The 15,407-nt window shown below is 60.0% G+C and carries 16 protein-coding genes; 3 read left to right on the forward strand and 13 right to left on the reverse strand.

The genetic code is table 11. The annotated features are described in order from the left end of the window. Nucleotides 1-72: 72 nt before the first annotated feature. The 8 genes from AC3IUE_RS18565 to AC3IUE_RS18600 all read right to left on the reverse strand — a co-directional run bounded on the left by AC3IUE_RS18565 (nt 73) and on the right by AC3IUE_RS18600 (nt 6,862). On the reverse strand, nt 73-1,290 hold the full coding sequence (locus AC3IUE_RS18565) for an amino acid deaminase (RefSeq protein WP_489263243.1): 1,218 nt from the start codon (nt 1,288-1,290) through the stop codon (nt 73-75). 39 nt (nt 1,291-1,329) lie between these two features. Further along, nucleotides 1,330-2,094: an IclR family transcriptional regulator gene (locus AC3IUE_RS18570; RefSeq protein ID WP_033061664.1), complete on the reverse strand. Its 765-nt coding sequence runs from the start codon at nt 2,092-2,094 to the stop codon at nt 1,330-1,332. An 82-nt stretch (nt 2,095-2,176) separates the two neighbouring features. Next, complete coding sequence (locus tag AC3IUE_RS18575; protein ID WP_489263244.1) at nt 2,177-2,566, reverse strand: RidA family protein; 390 nt, start codon at nt 2,564-2,566, stop codon at nt 2,177-2,179. Between the two features lie 44 nt (nt 2,567-2,610). Further along, entirely contained in the window at nt 2,611-3,417 is an 807-nt protein-coding gene (locus tag AC3IUE_RS18580) for an amino acid ABC transporter ATP-binding protein (protein ID WP_461998118.1), read from the reverse strand. Continuing rightward, entirely contained in the window at nt 3,414-4,076 is a 663-nt protein-coding gene (locus AC3IUE_RS18585) for an amino acid ABC transporter permease (RefSeq protein ID WP_489263245.1), read from the reverse strand. Before AC3IUE_RS18585 ends, AC3IUE_RS18580 begins: the two co-directional genes overlap by 4 nt. Before the next feature lie 8 nt (nt 4,077-4,084). After that, nucleotides 4,085-4,747 carry an amino acid ABC transporter permease gene (locus AC3IUE_RS18590; protein ID WP_008015908.1) on the reverse strand — a complete coding sequence of 221 codons (663 nt, stop codon included), beginning with the start codon at nt 4,745-4,747 and terminating at the stop codon, nt 4,085-4,087. Between the two features lie 51 nt (nt 4,748-4,798). Next, nucleotides 4,799-5,647, reverse strand: a complete 849-nt coding sequence (locus AC3IUE_RS18595; protein ID WP_033061661.1) for a transporter substrate-binding protein — start codon at nt 5,645-5,647, stop codon at nt 4,799-4,801. A gap of 378 nt (nt 5,648-6,025) precedes the next feature. Further along, nucleotides 6,026-6,862, reverse strand: coding sequence for a DUF6216 family protein (locus AC3IUE_RS18600; protein ID WP_489263246.1), 837 nt, complete (start codon nt 6,860-6,862; stop codon nt 6,026-6,028). 234 nt (nt 6,863-7,096) lie between these two features. On the opposite strand from AC3IUE_RS18600, the gene AC3IUE_RS18605 reads away from it, so the two are divergent. Beyond that, complete coding sequence (locus AC3IUE_RS18605) at nt 7,097-7,540, forward strand: thioredoxin family protein (protein WP_489263247.1); 444 nt, start codon at nt 7,097-7,099, stop codon at nt 7,538-7,540. A 97-nt stretch (nt 7,541-7,637) separates the two neighbouring features. Here the strand turns inward: AC3IUE_RS18605 and AC3IUE_RS18610 are convergent, their stop codons facing one another. After that, nucleotides 7,638-8,504, reverse strand: a complete 867-nt coding sequence (locus AC3IUE_RS18610; protein ID WP_489263248.1) for a LysR family transcriptional regulator — start codon at nt 8,502-8,504, stop codon at nt 7,638-7,640. A gap of 103 nt (nt 8,505-8,607) precedes the next feature. Here AC3IUE_RS18610 and AC3IUE_RS18615 point away from each other — a divergent pair, with 103 nt between their 5' ends. Further along, on the forward strand, nt 8,608-10,158 hold the full coding sequence (locus AC3IUE_RS18615; RefSeq protein WP_489263249.1) for an MFS transporter: 1,551 nt from the start codon (nt 8,608-8,610) through the stop codon (nt 10,156-10,158). Here the strand turns inward: AC3IUE_RS18615 and AC3IUE_RS18620 are convergent. Next, nucleotides 10,139-10,552 (reverse strand): MerR family transcriptional regulator, encoded by a 414-nt coding sequence (locus AC3IUE_RS18620; RefSeq protein ID WP_150655653.1) that lies wholly within the window; start codon nt 10,550-10,552, stop codon nt 10,139-10,141. The genes AC3IUE_RS18615 and AC3IUE_RS18620 overlap by 20 nt on opposite strands. 77 nt (nt 10,553-10,629) lie before the next feature. On the opposite strand from AC3IUE_RS18620, the gene AC3IUE_RS18625 reads away from it, so the two are divergent. Next, on the forward strand, nt 10,630-11,856 hold the full coding sequence (locus AC3IUE_RS18625) for an NADH:flavin oxidoreductase/NADH oxidase family protein (RefSeq protein ID WP_489263250.1): 1,227 nt from the start codon (nt 10,630-10,632) through the stop codon (nt 11,854-11,856). 137 nt (nt 11,857-11,993) lie between these two features. Here the strand turns inward: AC3IUE_RS18625 and AC3IUE_RS18630 are convergent, their stop codons facing one another. From AC3IUE_RS18630 to AC3IUE_RS18640, 3 genes are all read right to left on the reverse strand, one after another. Next, complete coding sequence (locus AC3IUE_RS18630) at nt 11,994-13,640, reverse strand: phospholipase D-like domain-containing protein (RefSeq protein WP_489263251.1); 1,647 nt, start codon at nt 13,638-13,640, stop codon at nt 11,994-11,996. A 28-nt stretch (nt 13,641-13,668) separates the two neighbouring features. After that, a complete protein-coding gene (locus AC3IUE_RS18635; RefSeq protein ID WP_489263252.1) occupies nt 13,669-14,208 on the reverse strand; it encodes a vWA domain-containing protein in 540 nt (179 codons plus the stop codon). Between the two features lie 119 nt (nt 14,209-14,327). After that, on the reverse strand, nt 14,328-15,326 hold the full coding sequence (locus AC3IUE_RS18640; protein WP_056741509.1) for a magnesium chelatase ATPase subunit I: 999 nt from the start codon (nt 15,324-15,326) through the stop codon (nt 14,328-14,330). Nucleotides 15,327-15,407 lie beyond the last annotated feature (81 nt).

The raw sequence follows: 15,407 nt of genomic DNA on the forward strand, positions 1-15,407 counted from the left end.
TCGCTCCCACAATCGAATGCGTTTCCCTGTGGGAGTGAGCCTGCTCGCGATAGCCGCGCCTCGGTCTAAACCTTAGAAACAGGTTTCCATGGTTTCGATGACATTCAGCTGCTCATCCACCAGACACCCGATACGCCACTTGTCGAACGTCAGGCACGGGTGCGAAGTACCAAAGGAAATAATGTCCCCCACCCGTAACTCAACCCCCGGCGCCACGGTCATGAACGCATGCTGGTCCATCACCGCCGTCACCTTGCAGGCGCTGACGTCGTCGCCCGTCGCCGGCACCACGCCCGCCTTGTAACGCAGCAACGGCACCGGCAACCCAGCATCGTAGGCCACGTCGCGTTTACCCAGGGCGATCACCGCAAAGCCCGGTTCCGGCAACGACTGCACGTGAGCCCAGACTTCCAGCGCCGGGCGCAGGCCTTCGTGCAGGTCGCTGCGGCGGTCGAGCACGCAGCATTGCGCTTCTTTGTAGATGCCATGGTCGTGAGCCACGTAACTGCCGGGACGCAGCACGCTGAGGAAACGCCCGCCGGCGTTCTGCGCTTCGAAGGATTCAGCGATCAGGTCGTACCAGGCTGAACCCGACGCCGTGATGATCGGCTTGGGAATGGCGAACGCGCCGCTGTCCTGCAATTGCACGGCCAGGCGCACCAAAGAATCAGCGAACGCACGGATGCCGCTCACCGCGTGATCGCCGTGGATCACCCCTTCGTAACCTTCGATCCCGGTCAGCGCCAAGGCCGGTTGTGCGGCAATGGCTTTGGCCAGCGCGACCACTTCGTCTTCGGTGCGGCAACCGCAACGACCGCCGACCACGCCGTACTCGATCATCACGTTCAAGCGCACACCGCGCGAGGCGAAATACGCGCCGAGGTCAGCGACGTTGTCCGGGTGATCGACCATGCAATGGAAGTCGAAAGTCGGGTCCGCGAGCAGATCGGCGATCAACGCCATGTTCGGCGTACCGACCAGTTGGTTGGCCATCAGCACCCGATGCACGCCATGGGCGTAAGCCGCGCGGGTTTGCGTGGCGCTGGCCAGGGTGATGCCCCAGGCCCCGGCGTCCAGTTGGCGGCGAAACAGCGCCGGGGTCATGCTGGTTTTGCCGTGGGGGGCGAGTTCGGCACCGCTATTGCTGACAAACGCCTGCATCCAGCGAATGTTGTGTTCCAGCGCTTCGCGGTGCAGCACCAGCGCAGGCAGGCTGACGTCGCGCACCAGATTGGCGCCTGTGTGGGCAAAGCCCTTTTCCACGGTGGCAGTATTTTTGGCAGAAAACATGGTCGAACTCCTCACATTCGCGGCCGCAGGCAGCCGCTGTTATTCGTTGATGCGACGGGCCAGGCTGTTGGCGCTGTCAATCAGCACCCGGCGATAGTCGTTGTAATTGTTCTTGGCATCGGCCCGTGGGGCGACGATGCACAGGGTCGCAATGGCCACGCCGTTCGGGTCTTTCACCGGGGCGGCGAAGCAATGGGTAAAGGTGTCGGCAACGCTATCGAAAGAGAAGAAGCCATCGATAGCGGCCTGACGGATTTCACCGAGAAACTGTTCAAGCGGCAGGCGTTCACCGTTGGGCAGGATGAAGTCGTCGTGATCAATCAGGTCGACGATTTCCTGGTCGCTCAAGTGCGCCAGCAGCAGGCGTCCGGAAGCGGTCCAGGGAATCGGCGCGTTCTCGCCGATGTCCGAGGAAATGCGGAAATGCCGCTCGCCCTCTTTCATCAAGGCCACGGTGTATTTTCGCCCGTTGAGCAGGCACATCTGCGCGGTTTCGCGGGTCTGGCTGACGATCTCCTGCAAGGCATGATCGGCCTCGCGGGTCAGGTCGAAATGGCGTAAATGCGCTTGCCCCAGGAAGTACAGCTGACGGCCGAGGTAGACGTGACCGTCCTTGCCCACGGCCTCCAGAATCCGTCGCTCCAGCAGGGAGGCAACCAATTCGTAGACCGTGGATTTCGGGCTGCCGATGCCGCTGGCGATTTCGTTCGGGCGCAGGGGCTTGCCGACTTCCTTGAGGAAATCGAGGATATCGAACGCCCGGTCCAGACCGCGAGCCCGGCGCTTGATGGTGTCTTCGGTCATTGCTTCAGGTTCCCATTCAAAGTGGCCGGGAGTTTACCGCTAATGATCATTCCCACGCGGAGCGTGGGAATGATCATTAGCTTCAGGCCTTTTCCTTGTACGCGATGCAGTCAATCTCGACCTTGCAATCGACCATCATGTTCGCCTGCACACAGGCCCGGGCCGGGGCGTGTTCGCTTTTGAAGTATTCGGAGAACACCTTGTTGAAACTCCAGAAATCCCGCGGGTCTTCCAGCCACACACCGGTGCGCACCACGTCCTCAAGACCGTAACCGGCCTCTTCGAGAATCGCGATCAGGTTCTTCATGGTCTGGTGAGTCTGTTCGACGATGCCACCCACAATGATTTCGCCATCCAGCGCCGGTACTTGCCCGGACACATGCAGCCAGCCATCGGCCTCAACGGCGCGGGCGAAAGGACGGGGCTGGCCGCCACCGGCGGTGCTGCCGGTGCCGTAACGAGTAATGCTCATGAATAATTCTCCTGATTGAAAAGTGAATATGCTTCTGAAAAAAATCAGAAGCGCGTGTTCTTGAGAAATTCCGCCAGTCGTGGCGATTGCGGGCGTTCGAACAGTTCCTTGGGTGGCCCCTGCTCTTCGATCCGCCCCTGATTCATGAAGACGATCTTGTCCGAGACCTCGAAAGCGAAGCGCATTTCGTGGGTCACCAGCAGCATGGTCATGCCGTCCTCGGCCAGGCCTTTGATCACGCTCAGCACTTCACCCACCAGTTCCGGATCGAGGGCCGAGGTCACTTCGTCGAACAGCATCAGGCTCGGGTTCATCGCAATCGCCCGGGCAATCGCCACGCGCTGCTGCTGACCACCGGACAACTGACCGGGGAAGTGATCGCGGCGTTCCAGCAAGCCGACCCGCTCCAGCCATTTCTCCGCCAGGGCCACCGCTTCATCCTTGTGCAGCTTTTTGACCTTGAGCAAACCGAGGGTGACGTTCTGCAGCGCCGTGAGGTGCGGAAACAGGTTGAACTGCTGGAACGCCATGCCGGTCATGGCCCGATGCCGGGCGATGACTTTTTCCGGGTGACGCACGCGCTTGCCGTTGACCTCGTCATAACCGATGGACTCGCCATCGAGCATGATCTGCCCGCCCTGGAACTCCTCGAGCATGTTCACGCAACGCAGCAACGTGGTCTTGCCCGAACCGCTGGAACCGATCAGCGTCACGACGTTGCCGCGCTGCATCGTCAGGTCGACGCCCTTGAGCACTTCGAGCTGGCCGTACTTTTTGTGCAACCCGCGAATGTCCAGCAGGGGCTGACCGTTTTGAGCTGCTTTTACGTTAGAGAGCGAAGGTTGAGTCATGGCAAGGCCACCCGCTTTTCAATGTGCCGGCCGAGTAATTCGATGGCGTAGTTGATGACGAAAAACAGAAATCCGGCGAACAGGTAAAACTCGAGGGTCATGAAGGTCCGAGCGATGATCTGCTGCGTACTGAGCAGCAACTCGGCGACACCGATTACTGACAGCAGCGTCGAAGCCTTGACGATCTCGGTGGACGAGTTGACCCAGGTCGGCAAGATCTGCCGCAGCGCCTGAGGCAACAACACGTAACCGAGCGCTTGATAAAACGTCAGGCCGATGGCCTTGCTCGCCTCCATCTGACCACTGGGCAGTGCTTGCAACGCACCGCGCACGATCTCGGCGACGTGGGAGCCGCAAAACAGCGTCAGCCCCAATGCACCGGCCTGAAAGGCACTGATCTGCCAGCCCAGCGCCGGCGCCATGTAGAAGCAGGCCAGCACCAATACAAACACCGGCGTGCCGCGAATGATGTCGACGTAAAACCGAAACGGCGCGCGCATCCAGAACTTGCCGTAGGTCAGTACCAGACCGGCGACGATGCCGACCATCGTGCCCAGCAAAATTGCCAGCGCCGAGACCTGCACACTGGTCATAAAGCCTTGCCACAGGACTTCCCGTGCCACCCATAACTCATGTAACCAACTGGGGGATTCGTACATGTGGCCTCCTATCGGCGAATCGCCAGACGCTGCTCGAGGTAACGCAGCATCATGGCAATGAGGTAACAGGCCGCCACATAGAGCGCTGTGGTCACCAGCCAGGTTTCAATCACCCGGTAGCTCTCGACATTGATCTTGCGCGCGTAATAGGTCAGCTCCGGCACGGCAATCGCCGCGGCCAGCGAGGTGTCCTTGAACAGCGAAATGAAGTTGTTCGACAACGCCGGCAGCACATTGCGCAGCATCACCGGCACGGTGACGTACGCCTTGACCTGCCACTCGCCCAAACCGATTGCCAACCCCGCTTCGCGCTGGCCTTTGGGAATGCTCAACAGCCCGCCGCGGAACACTTCGGTCAGATAGGCCCCGGCATACAGCGACAGCGTGATGATGAACGACGGGATCTTGTCCAGACGGATCCCCAGGCTTGGCAAGGCGAAGTAGATCAACAGAATCAACACCAGAATCGGCGTGTTACGGATCACCGTCACATACACCGACGCCAGCACCCGCAACGCGCGGTGCTTTGACAGCAAAGCAAACGCCATCATCAGGCCGATCACGCAACCGATGGCGATCGATACCAGCGCCAGCTCAAGACCCAGACCGAGCCCCGCCAGCAAGGTGTCGAAATCGCGCCACACGGCGGCAAAGTTCAACTGATAGTTCATGGTCAGCAGTACCTTGAACGGGGCGATCGGAACCGCCCCGCTCTCACGGGATCATTTGAATTCAACGGGGAAACCGATGGCTGGCGACGGCAGATCGACACCGAACCATTGCTTGAACGACGCTGCGTAGGTCGGGAACTCCACGCCAGTCATGCCTTCATGCAAAACGGTGTTGACGAAGTTCAGCCAGTCCTGATCGCCGCGTTTGACCGCACAGGCATAGGTTTGCGGACTCCAGGCGTAGGTCGGGCTGCGATAGCGGCCAGGGTTCTGCACCATCAGGTATTTCACCGAGGACTGATCGGTGGCCGCGGCGTCGGCGCGACCGGAGTTCACCGCCTGATACATCAGGTCCACGCTGTCGTACTGATCGACCTTGGCCTTGGGCAACGCCTGATGCACCAACTCTTCGGCGTACACGTTCTGCAGCACCGCCACGGTCACGCCGTCACCGGCGGCTTTGAGGTCTTCGATTTCCTTGTACTTGCTGTTGGCCGGCAACAGCAGGCCGACACCTTCGCGGTAGTACGGCAGCGTGAACGCCACTTGCTGCGCACGACTGGCGGTCACGGTGATGAACTGGCAACTCATGTCGACCTTGTCGGTCAGCAGGTTGGGAATCCGCGCATCGGACGACTGCACCACGAACTCGACTTTGCTCGGATCGTTGAACAACCCTTTCGCCACCATCCGCGCGATATCGATATCAAAACCCTGCAACTTGCCGTCCGCTCCCTGGAAGTGCCACGGCGCGTTGGTACTGCCCGTGCCCACAATCAGTTTCCCGCGGGCCAGCACGCTATCGAGCTTGCTGTCCGCCGCCTGGGCCACACCCATAACAGCAGCCGAAGCCGCGAGAACAAAAACACACGCTTTAAACAAGGAAGGTCGGCGATGCATGGCAAGCACTCCAGGGTGATGTTTATTCCGCTATACCGGATATTGGTATGTAACAGCGGAATAGACAGCAGAAAGTGTGCCACAGACTTACGCCGAAATCTGTAGCAAAGCGAAAGGTGTCTGGAATCAGATAGATAGGAATAGTGCAGCGGTACTGGTCGGTAAAAGCCGGGTACGGTGGGGCTACAAAACTTCACAAAAACGGGTAACACCGCCACACAAGCCGGGACGAAATGCCCCGTCATGAGGCATGCCCGTGCACCACGCCTCTTGCTCAAGTGCAGCAGGCTTAAAATCCTTGCGGGATCTACCGTACTAACAACCATCAACAGATAGATCAGCACCTGCCAAAGAGCGGGTGCACAGACTGACTTGTGCTCAGTTGCGCATCCACAGGTTGAGTTGGTCCCCTGGCAGATCCTTCTTGCGGTTCGTTTGTTCGAACACACGACGTGCAGCGTGCGCTTTACTGCCAGCAATCAAGGCGCATATGAATCCGTAAAACCCCAAGGCCATAAATATGCCGGAGAAGGCCCTTTGCTCGACAATAATATTCCTTACGTATCGCCCATCTGCCTTGCTTGCGAATACCCCGCAGACAAGCTGTTTGATCTCATTGTTTGGTAGAGATGTCGGTCTGATACAGCTCTCAGGCGTTAACGTCCAGTCAGACGACATGAAGGATCTGGCCGAATCCTCCCGCACCAAAAATGTGATGTCGCTTTTTTTCATGGTCAGAATGGCGTAGTCAGGCATCATTGGCAGCGTGCACAGCACCATGAACAAGACCGCCAGCATCACGCCTACCAAATGACGACATTTCCAGAGATTCAAATCCGGATTTCTCATGACCAGGCGATCCACATCAAAGTACTGCCTACCTCGTATCAATTGGGCAATGTTGATTCCCTCTCTATTGATCAGCTCAAGCAACTCCAGCATCTGCTGATAGTTGTCCAGCCGAATACCTGTCTTGAACCGGAAACTTTCCAGATCTTTAACGGCAGACCATTGCTGATTCAGGAACTCGCTGGAAAACTCCTTGCTACCGCCAATCAACCTCCAGATGCGTTCGATCAAGAAAAACCCGGAAGCCGCTCGGACATAGCCATACCAGGTGAAAACCAACACAAGCAAAAGGGGAAGCCAATACTTCAAGGCTTCAAGAATCGCGGTCAACTGCGGAAGAAAAGGTTCTAAGTTGTTCACATCCATCACATTTCCTTATGAATTCAATCCTGCACTCTGGATGAAACCAGACAATAAAAACCACGCCGCGCCCGTTACGCAGCGGCGCAAAATAGCATTTTGTTCATAGTCGAGGGGCTGCCGTTGACTCTCGAAACCGTCCAACACCTGTAATTTCTGACAGTAGACGCGTCCCTTGCGACTTGTTTACTGTCACTCATCTGTCCGTCGTCGAATGCCGCTGCGAAAAAGGAGACTTCAATGAGCTCGACAACCACCCCTGCAGCGCTGGCCCCGGTCTACCGCAAGGCCCTGAAAACCTGGCGCCCGGTGATCCTGTACTTCGGCAATCAACACTGCCCCGCCTGCGAAACGGCCGGGCCGATTTTTCGTCAGATTGGCGAACGATATCGCCATCACGCGCAGATCTACATGCTGAACACCAGCGAATCCCCCCGCCACCCGGACGTCACCGGCACTCCGACCGTGCTGTTTTACAAGGATGGGAAGTTGCTGAAGAAGCTCAAGGGAATTGGCACTGAGCAAACCCTGCAGGAAGACTTCGCCAGGCACATCGGCAAGGTGAAACCGGCAATGGGGAAGCGCAAACCGGTTCACGATCTGGCGTGGTTGCGCCAGACCCTGCGAAGGTTGCGCACTGTGCCTCGCGCAACTGGGCAGTTGAGTCGGCGGGTTTGCTGTTAGATCGCTTTCGCGAGCAGGCTCGCTCCCACAGATGACCGTGTCTGTTTGGGTAACTCGATCAATTGTGGGAGCGAGCCTGCTCGCGAAGCTTTTACGCTTAGCGATTTTTGACCCGCTCGATATACCTCGCCACCGCCGGTGATTTTTCGAATCGCCGATGGATCAACGACAACCAGGAGCTCGCCTCACACCCATTGATCGGCCGGTACAAGACACCGGGCAGACTGACATGGCCGACCACCGATTCCGGCACCACCGCCACGCCCTGCCCCAACGACACCAACGCAATGACCGCCACCAATCCACCCGGTTGCGCGCCCAGTTTCGGCGCAAACCCACCCTCGGCGGCGACTTGCAAGGTGCCACTGATTTGCTCCGGCAGGATGAACGTCTCGTTCTGCAAATGTTCCGGGCCAATCTCTGGCAATCGGCACAGCCAGGACTCGGCCGACACCGCCAGCACAAAGCCTTCTGCGTCCAGGCGAATGGCATCCAGGCCTTCGGGCAAGGTCATGGGTGAGCGGACATAGCCAATATCGAAACGCCCCTCGACCACCATCATCGGCAATGACGCCATGGGACTTTCCCGTACGTTCAGGCTGACGTCAGGACACTCTCGGCTGAAGGCTTGCACTTGTTTCTGCAGCAAGCCCGAATACACCGCCGAAGCCACGTAACCCAGTTCGATATGGCCAATATCCCCGCGCCCGGCACGCTGGGCGTTGTACTGAGCGTATTCGAATTGCCGCACCGTCGCCTCGGCCTCGATCAACAGCGCGGCGCCGGCCTCGGTCAAGCTGACTTCACGTGTTTGGCGCACGAACAATCGCGTGCCGAGTTCGTTCTCCATGTCCTGGATCTGTCGAGTCAAGGTCGGCGGTGCGATACCGAGTTGTTCGGCGGCGCGGGTGAAGTTGCCTTGCCGGGCAACGGCCAGAAAATAGCGGAAATGCCGTATGTCCATTGGTGCGTTAGCTCAAAGGTAATGAAGTGACAAGGCACGCCTAACAAGGGAAGCGTCAACAGACGATAAGCTGCACTGACTTTCACAGTAGAGAAATGCTGCCATGCCCGTCAAACCCAAGGTGAGCCCACGCCTGACATTACTCACAGCCTCAGGCGTTTGCTCGCTGATCGTTCTCGACACCAACATCGTCGCCGTGACGCTGCCCACGATCGCCCGGGACCTGGGCGCAAACTTTGCCGACATCGAATGGGTCGTCAGCGCTTACATGCTGGCCTTCGCGGCCCTTTTGTTGCCGGCTGGCAGCATCGCCGACCGCTTCGGCCGGCAGAAAACCCTGCTCTGCGGATTGGCCATTTTCATCCTCGCGTCCATCGGTTGCGGTGCCGCGCCCAACGCACTGTTCCTCGACATCGCCCGGGCGATCAAGGGTGTCGGCGCGGCCTTGCTGTTGACCTCGGCCCTCGCCTCCATCGGCCACACCTTTCACGATGAAGTGGAACGGGCCAAGGCCTGGGCGTTCTGGGGCGCGTGCATGGGGGTAGCGATGACCGCCGCGCCGACGGTCGGCGGGCTGATCACCGAATACATGGGCTGGCGCTGGATTTTCTACCTTAACCTGCCCGTCGGATTGTTCCTGATGGTGATGGTCTGGCGCGCCGTGCCGGAGTCCCGCGACACTCAGTCCGCACGCCTCGATCCCTGGGGCAGCCTGGCGTTCAGTGCGAGTTTGCTGTGCCTGATCTGGGGCCTGATCGAGGCGAACCGGATCGGCTGGAGCAACCCGCTGACCTACGCTCGACTGATTGGCGGTGCTTTGTTGCTGGGGCTGTTCGTGGTGATTGAACGGATGCAGCGGCGGCCGATGGTCGACCTGCAACTGTTCAAGCATCCGCGTTTCATCGGTGCGCTGTTGGGCATGTTTGCCTACGCCGGTTGCGCTCAGGTGATGATGACCCTGCTGCCCTTCTACCTGCAAAACGGCCTGGGTTTCTCGGCCATCGCTTCGGGTCTGGGGATGTTGCCGTTTGCCCTGACCATGCTGATTTGCCCGCGCATCGGCGTACGTCTGGCGAGTCGGTTTGCCCCCGCCACATTGATGGCCGCCGGTTTGACCCTGATCGGCAGCGGCAATCTGCTCAGCGCCTGGGCGGTCAGCAGCGGTGGTTACCTGCCTTTCGCCTTGGCGATTGCCGTGACCGGCGCCGGTGCCGGGCTGCTCAACGGCGATACGCAAAAGAACATCATGGCCTGCGTGCCACGGGAGCGCACCGGCATGGCCTCAGGCATGAGCACCACCATGCGTTTCAGCGCAATCGTACTGGCCATCGGCGTGTTCGGTGCGTTGCTGTCCAGTCATACCGAGCTGTTGTTGCGTACGAGCCTGACGGCACAAGGTGCGCAATGGCTCGGCCAAACCCAGGGCATCGCCTCGCGGGTGGTGGCCGGTGACATGACGGCAGCGATGGGCCTGTTGCCGGAAACCGCACGAACCGTGGTCGAACCGTTGGCCCGGCAAGCCTTCGTCGGCGGCTTCAGTCTGCTGTTGTGGGTCGCGGGGTTGTTGGCGCTACTGGGTGCGCTGGTGGTGGGCACGCTGATGCGCAATCCGATCCCCGCTCCGTCGACCGCCGCTATCGGCGCGAATGCTTGAATGACGCCAGCACCCGCTCGGCATTCGCATCGCAGCCCATGCCTTCGGGTTTCGCCTGTATGTCGTCGATCACCGCCAGCAGCTTCGCCTTGCTCTGCGCCAGGTGTAGCTGCATTTCTTCGATCTGATCGACTTTGCGCTTAAGCCCCGCCAGCAGTTCGTCGTGCTTGAATTCACCGGTGATGGTGTCCGGCATCAACTGTTTCAACTCTTCCAGGCTGAACCCGGCCTGCTGGGCGCATTGGATCAGGTACAGCGTCTGCAATACCTGCTCGGGGTAATGCCGGTAGCCATTGGCCCGACGTTCCACTTTCTGGATCAGGCCCTGGGCCTCGTAAAACCGAATACGCGACGGGTTGAAGCCACTTAACTCCGCCAATTCACCAATCTTCATCTCAGCCTCATTTGCCTGCTTGACATTAAAGCTAACTTTAAGCTTAGCCTCTACTCATCACTGATGAGGAGTCAAGCATGTCGCCCTTCCAAGTATTGAATTTGCCCAACGGCCAGACCATCGGCAACCGCATCGCCAAAGCCGCGATGGAAGAGAACCTCGCTGACAGCGGACAGGCACCCGCAGAGGCCTTGTTTCGGCTGTATCAGGCGTGGGCCGAAGGCGAAACCGGACTGTTGCTGACGGGCAACGTGATGATCGACCGCCGCGCCATGACCGGCCCCGGTGGCGTGGTGCTGGAGGATGAGCGCCACCTGGAACGCTTTCGCCAGTGGGCCAGCATCGGTCGGGCCGGTGGCGCGCAGTTCTGGATGCAGCTCAATCATCCTGGCCGTCAGACCATGGCCAACCTCGGCCAGCAAGCGTTGGCGCCATCCGCCGTGGCGCTGGACCTGGGTGGGTTCTCGAAGATGTTTGCCGAGCCCAAACCCATGAGCGAGCGCGACATCGAAGACGTCATCCAACGCTTCGCCACCAGCGCTGCCCTGGCGGAAAAGGCCGGTTTCACCGGGGTGCAGATTCATGCCGCGCACGGTTATCTGATCAGCCAGTTCCTCTCGCCCTTGACCAACCGCCGGACCGACCGCTGGGGTGGTTCCCTGGAAAATCGCGCGCGCTTGTTGTTGGCAGTGGTCAGCGCCGTGCGCAACTCTGTGTCGCCGCAATTTTGCGTGGCGGTAAAGCTCAACTCGGCGGATTTCCAGCGCGGCGGTTTTGATGCCGACGATGCCCGGCAAGTCATCCAGTGGCTCAACGATCAACCGATCGATCTGCTGGAACTCTCCGGCGGCAGCTACGAAGCCCCGGCCATGCAAGGTGAGGCCCGGGATGGCCGGACCCTGGCGCGTGAAGCGTACTTTCTGGAGATGGCCGGTGAGCTGGCCAGCGTGGCGAACATGCCGGTGATGGTGACGGGCGGGATTCGACGTCTGGCGATCGTCGAACAGGTGCTCGACAGCGGCATCGCTATGGCCGGGATCGGCACGGCGCTGGCGCTCGAACCGCAACTGGTCAAACGCTGGCGCGAAGGTCAGAACAGTCACCCGCAACTGCCGCCGATTCGCTGGAAACGCAAACCCCTGGCGGCACTGGCGAGCATGGCCGTCGTGAAATTCCAGCTCAATCGCCTGAGCCGTGGGCGCAAGACCCGTCCCGACGTGTCGGCGCTATGGGCGTTGATTCTCGACCGGCTGTACATCGCCAAACGTACCCGCCAGTATCGGCAGGCGATGGGAATGAAGTAATCAAGTTGTCAAAGCTCCAATGTGGGAGCGAGCCTGCTCGCGAAGGCGGCCTTCCAGTCAACCATGATGTTGTCTGACACTCCGCTATCGCGAGCAGGCTCACTCCCACAAGGGGTACGTCTGCGCTGCAAGCGTATTTACCGTCCGGAAAAACGCAATCTGGATAGCTGACGCAAATCCCCGTCGAGGTAATAGTCATCGGTCCAGCTGTCATCCGCCGCCAACGGCTGGACCTGCTTGAGCGCGAGTTTCTTGGCGAAATAGCGAAAGCGGTAATGCTCGTAGAACCGCAGCAGTTCCAGGCCATAACGGTCTGCCAGATCGGTATCGCCGCGAATGATCAGGTAGTTCTCGTCATTGCCATTGCTGGCCGCGGCACTGAGGTTATGGCTGCCGCTGATGATCGTCGGCGCATCGCTGGTGAAGTCCGTCACCACGGCTTTGGTGTGCACCAGCAGGTTGCCCTTCTGGCCTTTCATGTTCTCGCGGAGCCAGCCTTCCAGCCCGGTGTTGAGCAGCGCGGTGGCGGCGAATTCGGCGGTGCGGTCGGCGTGGAAACCGGTGATGCTGCTGGCGGTGTTTTGCAGGCCGTAACGCAAAATGTCATCGTGGGGCAGGCCGAGCAAGGCGCTCAGGATGTCGTCGGGCAAAGCGAACGCGGTGACGAACAGCACGTCCTTTTTTGCGGCGTTGATGATCTCGACAAACTCATCCAGATCCCCTTTGCCCAAGCGCGGTGAGAAACCGGCGAACATCGGCTGCAGCGGATCCATCGGGTTATTTTGCGTGAGCCAGTTTCGGGTGACGCCGACATCCGCAGGGTTGGCCCAGACCTCCTCGAAGGTATGCAGATAGCTGGTGCTGACGCGTGTCTCGTCCAGCACATGCACCACGTTGGCCTGTCGGTAAACGCCGTTGGGCGTGAAGTTGGTGCTGCCGCAAAGCACCGCTTCCGGTTGACGCTGTCCCGCTGTGTCGAGCCGGCTCAGGACGATGAATTTGTTATGGAAGATGTTGTGGGTGACCCGCCCGCGCTTGTTCTCTGCCGGGATTTTTTCCAGGCTGGCCTCGTTCATGATGGTGTCCTCATCGCCCAGTTGGGCGTGATAGAGCACGCGAACGTTTACCCCACGTTCGAACGCGGCATTGACCGCATCGACTATGGCCTGCAATTCATACTCGTAGATGGCAATGTCCAGCGCCCACTGGCCATCCACCGCACGCTCGATAAACCCCAGCAAGCGTCCGAGCAAACCGTTTTCCAGCCATTGCCGCGGGGCATCCGGCCACGCTTCGATGGGCAGGTTCTTGTTGGCGCTGATCAGCGCGTCGAGCTCGGGAAACTTGCGCTGGAACGCCTGGCTGGCGGCGACCGCACGGTTGAAGATCACGCTTTGGTTACCCGGCTGACCATTGTCGGAGGTGACCGTCACTTCCAGGGATTCACCCAGTTGCGGCGCATCAACGGAGCCGTAGGCCAGGTGGATTCGGTAATGGATCGTCATCCCCGGATTGACCGCGTAATCGGCCCAGCGGAATTTCTGCAACGGCGCGATATCGCTGGGGGTCGCGTGAAACTGGGGAAACGTATGCACCTTGCCGGGGAAGGTCAGGCTGTTGAACAGAAACAGCCAGGGCTTGGGGCCTTGCTGTTTTTCGATGGCGAAACCCAATAGGCCTTTGCGGCGGGGTTCGGCCAGGTCCATGGCCAACAGCACGCCATTGGTGCCGGCGTAGGCTTTGACGCGGAAATCATCCTGAATGTTGGCGGCTAGAACGCGCATGACTCACTCCTGTGAAGATCTTTTCGGTTCACTCCATATCATCGATATGCCGGTACTGCGCCTGCAATTGAGTTGCCAATACTTTAGACCGTCCAAGACGAATCGGCCCGCGTTCGATGTCGATCAGCAGTCCCGGACAATCAAGCGCCGGCAACATCGACCAGTCCTTCAACCGGCCATCGGTTACCAGCAACAAACGCTGATGTTCAGCCGGAAAGCGTTTTTGCCGTGCCGTCAGCCAGCGCCCCGCTTCACCCAGTGCCGCCAGCAACGGCGTACCACCGCCCGCTCCCAGCCCATCAAGCCAGTCGCGCAAACCCGCGGAGGCTTTCAACCCTTGCACTTGCCACTTCGGCACATGACCACTGGCCGTGAGCAACGCCAGGCGTGCACGCTGACGATAGGCATCGTCGAACAGTTGCGCCAGCAAGCCCTTGGCATCGCTCAACGCCTGATGGCGACGAGTAGAAGCCGAGGCGTCGACGATCACCAGCCACAGTTCGTGGGGCGAACGGGTGCGCAGGTGAAACAGGACATCGGCGCGCTGACGCGGGCGGCCGTTCAGCAAGGTGCCGGGCCAATTGATCGAGCCGCTGCGCGCCGCGTGACGTTTACCCTGTTTGCCGTTATCCAGCCGTCCGGCGCGGGGTCTGGCATTCGCCCCCGCGTCAGATCGAGGGCGAATGCCTAGGGCTTTTTTGGCCAGCTCGGCACGTCACGTCGGGCGCCGACCGGGAGCGCCTGAGCGGGCATTTCACCCCATTGGCCCTGGCCTTCGCTCGGATTGGCATTTTGCGTAGAGGGCGGCTGACTGTGTTGCGGCGCCGGTGGCGATGGCTCGCGGCGGCGATGGCGCAAGGCAAATTCGGCGACGGCGTCGATATCTTCCTCGGCGATGGTGCTTGCCCCACGCCACGCTGCATGGGCACGCGCCGCGCGCAACCAGACCAGGTCGGCCCGCAAGCCATCGACCCCGGCGGCAAAGCAACGCTCGGTAATCTGCGCGAGCGCATGATCGTCGAGCGGAATGCTTGCCAGTGCGCTGCGCGCTTTCTGGCAACGTTCGCGCAGCGATTGCTGCTGGCTTTCCCATTCGACGCAAAAGCTGTGAGGATCGCTGTCGAAATCCAGCCGCCGACGAATGATCTGGCCGCGCTCGGTCGGCGCTGTGTGGCCACTGAGGGCGACGTTCAGGCCAAAGCGGTCGAGCAATTGCGGACGCAGTTCACCCTCTTCCGGGTTCATGGTGCCGATCAGCACGAACTTCGCCGAATGCCGATGGGAAATGCCGTCGCGTTCGATCAGGTTGGTGCCGCTGGCGGCCACATCCAGCAGCAGGTCCACCAGGTGATCGGGCAGCAGGTTGACTTCATCGACGTAGAGCACGCCGCCGTCGGCCTTGGCCAGCACACCGGGGGAGAACTGCGCGCGACCCTCGCTCAGGGCGGCGTCCAGGTCGAGGGTGCCGACCAGTCGTTCTTCGGTGGCGCCAAGCGGCAAGGTGACGAATTGGCCGCTGGCGAGCAAGTCCGCCAAGCCACGGGCCAGGGTCGACTTGGCCATGCCGCGGGGGCCTTCGATGAGAACGCCGCCGATTTTCGGGTCGATGGCGGTCAGGTACAGGGCGAGTTTCAGATCGTCGGCGCCGACCACGGCGGAGAGAGGGAAATGGGGGGTGTCGGTCATCTTAAATACTCGGTCATGGTCGGTGATCCATCAGCAGCACCTTAATCCCTGTGGGAGCGAGCTTGCTCCGGGCGGCGTTCC

This window comes from Pseudomonas sp. GL_093 (assembly GCF_057837605.1).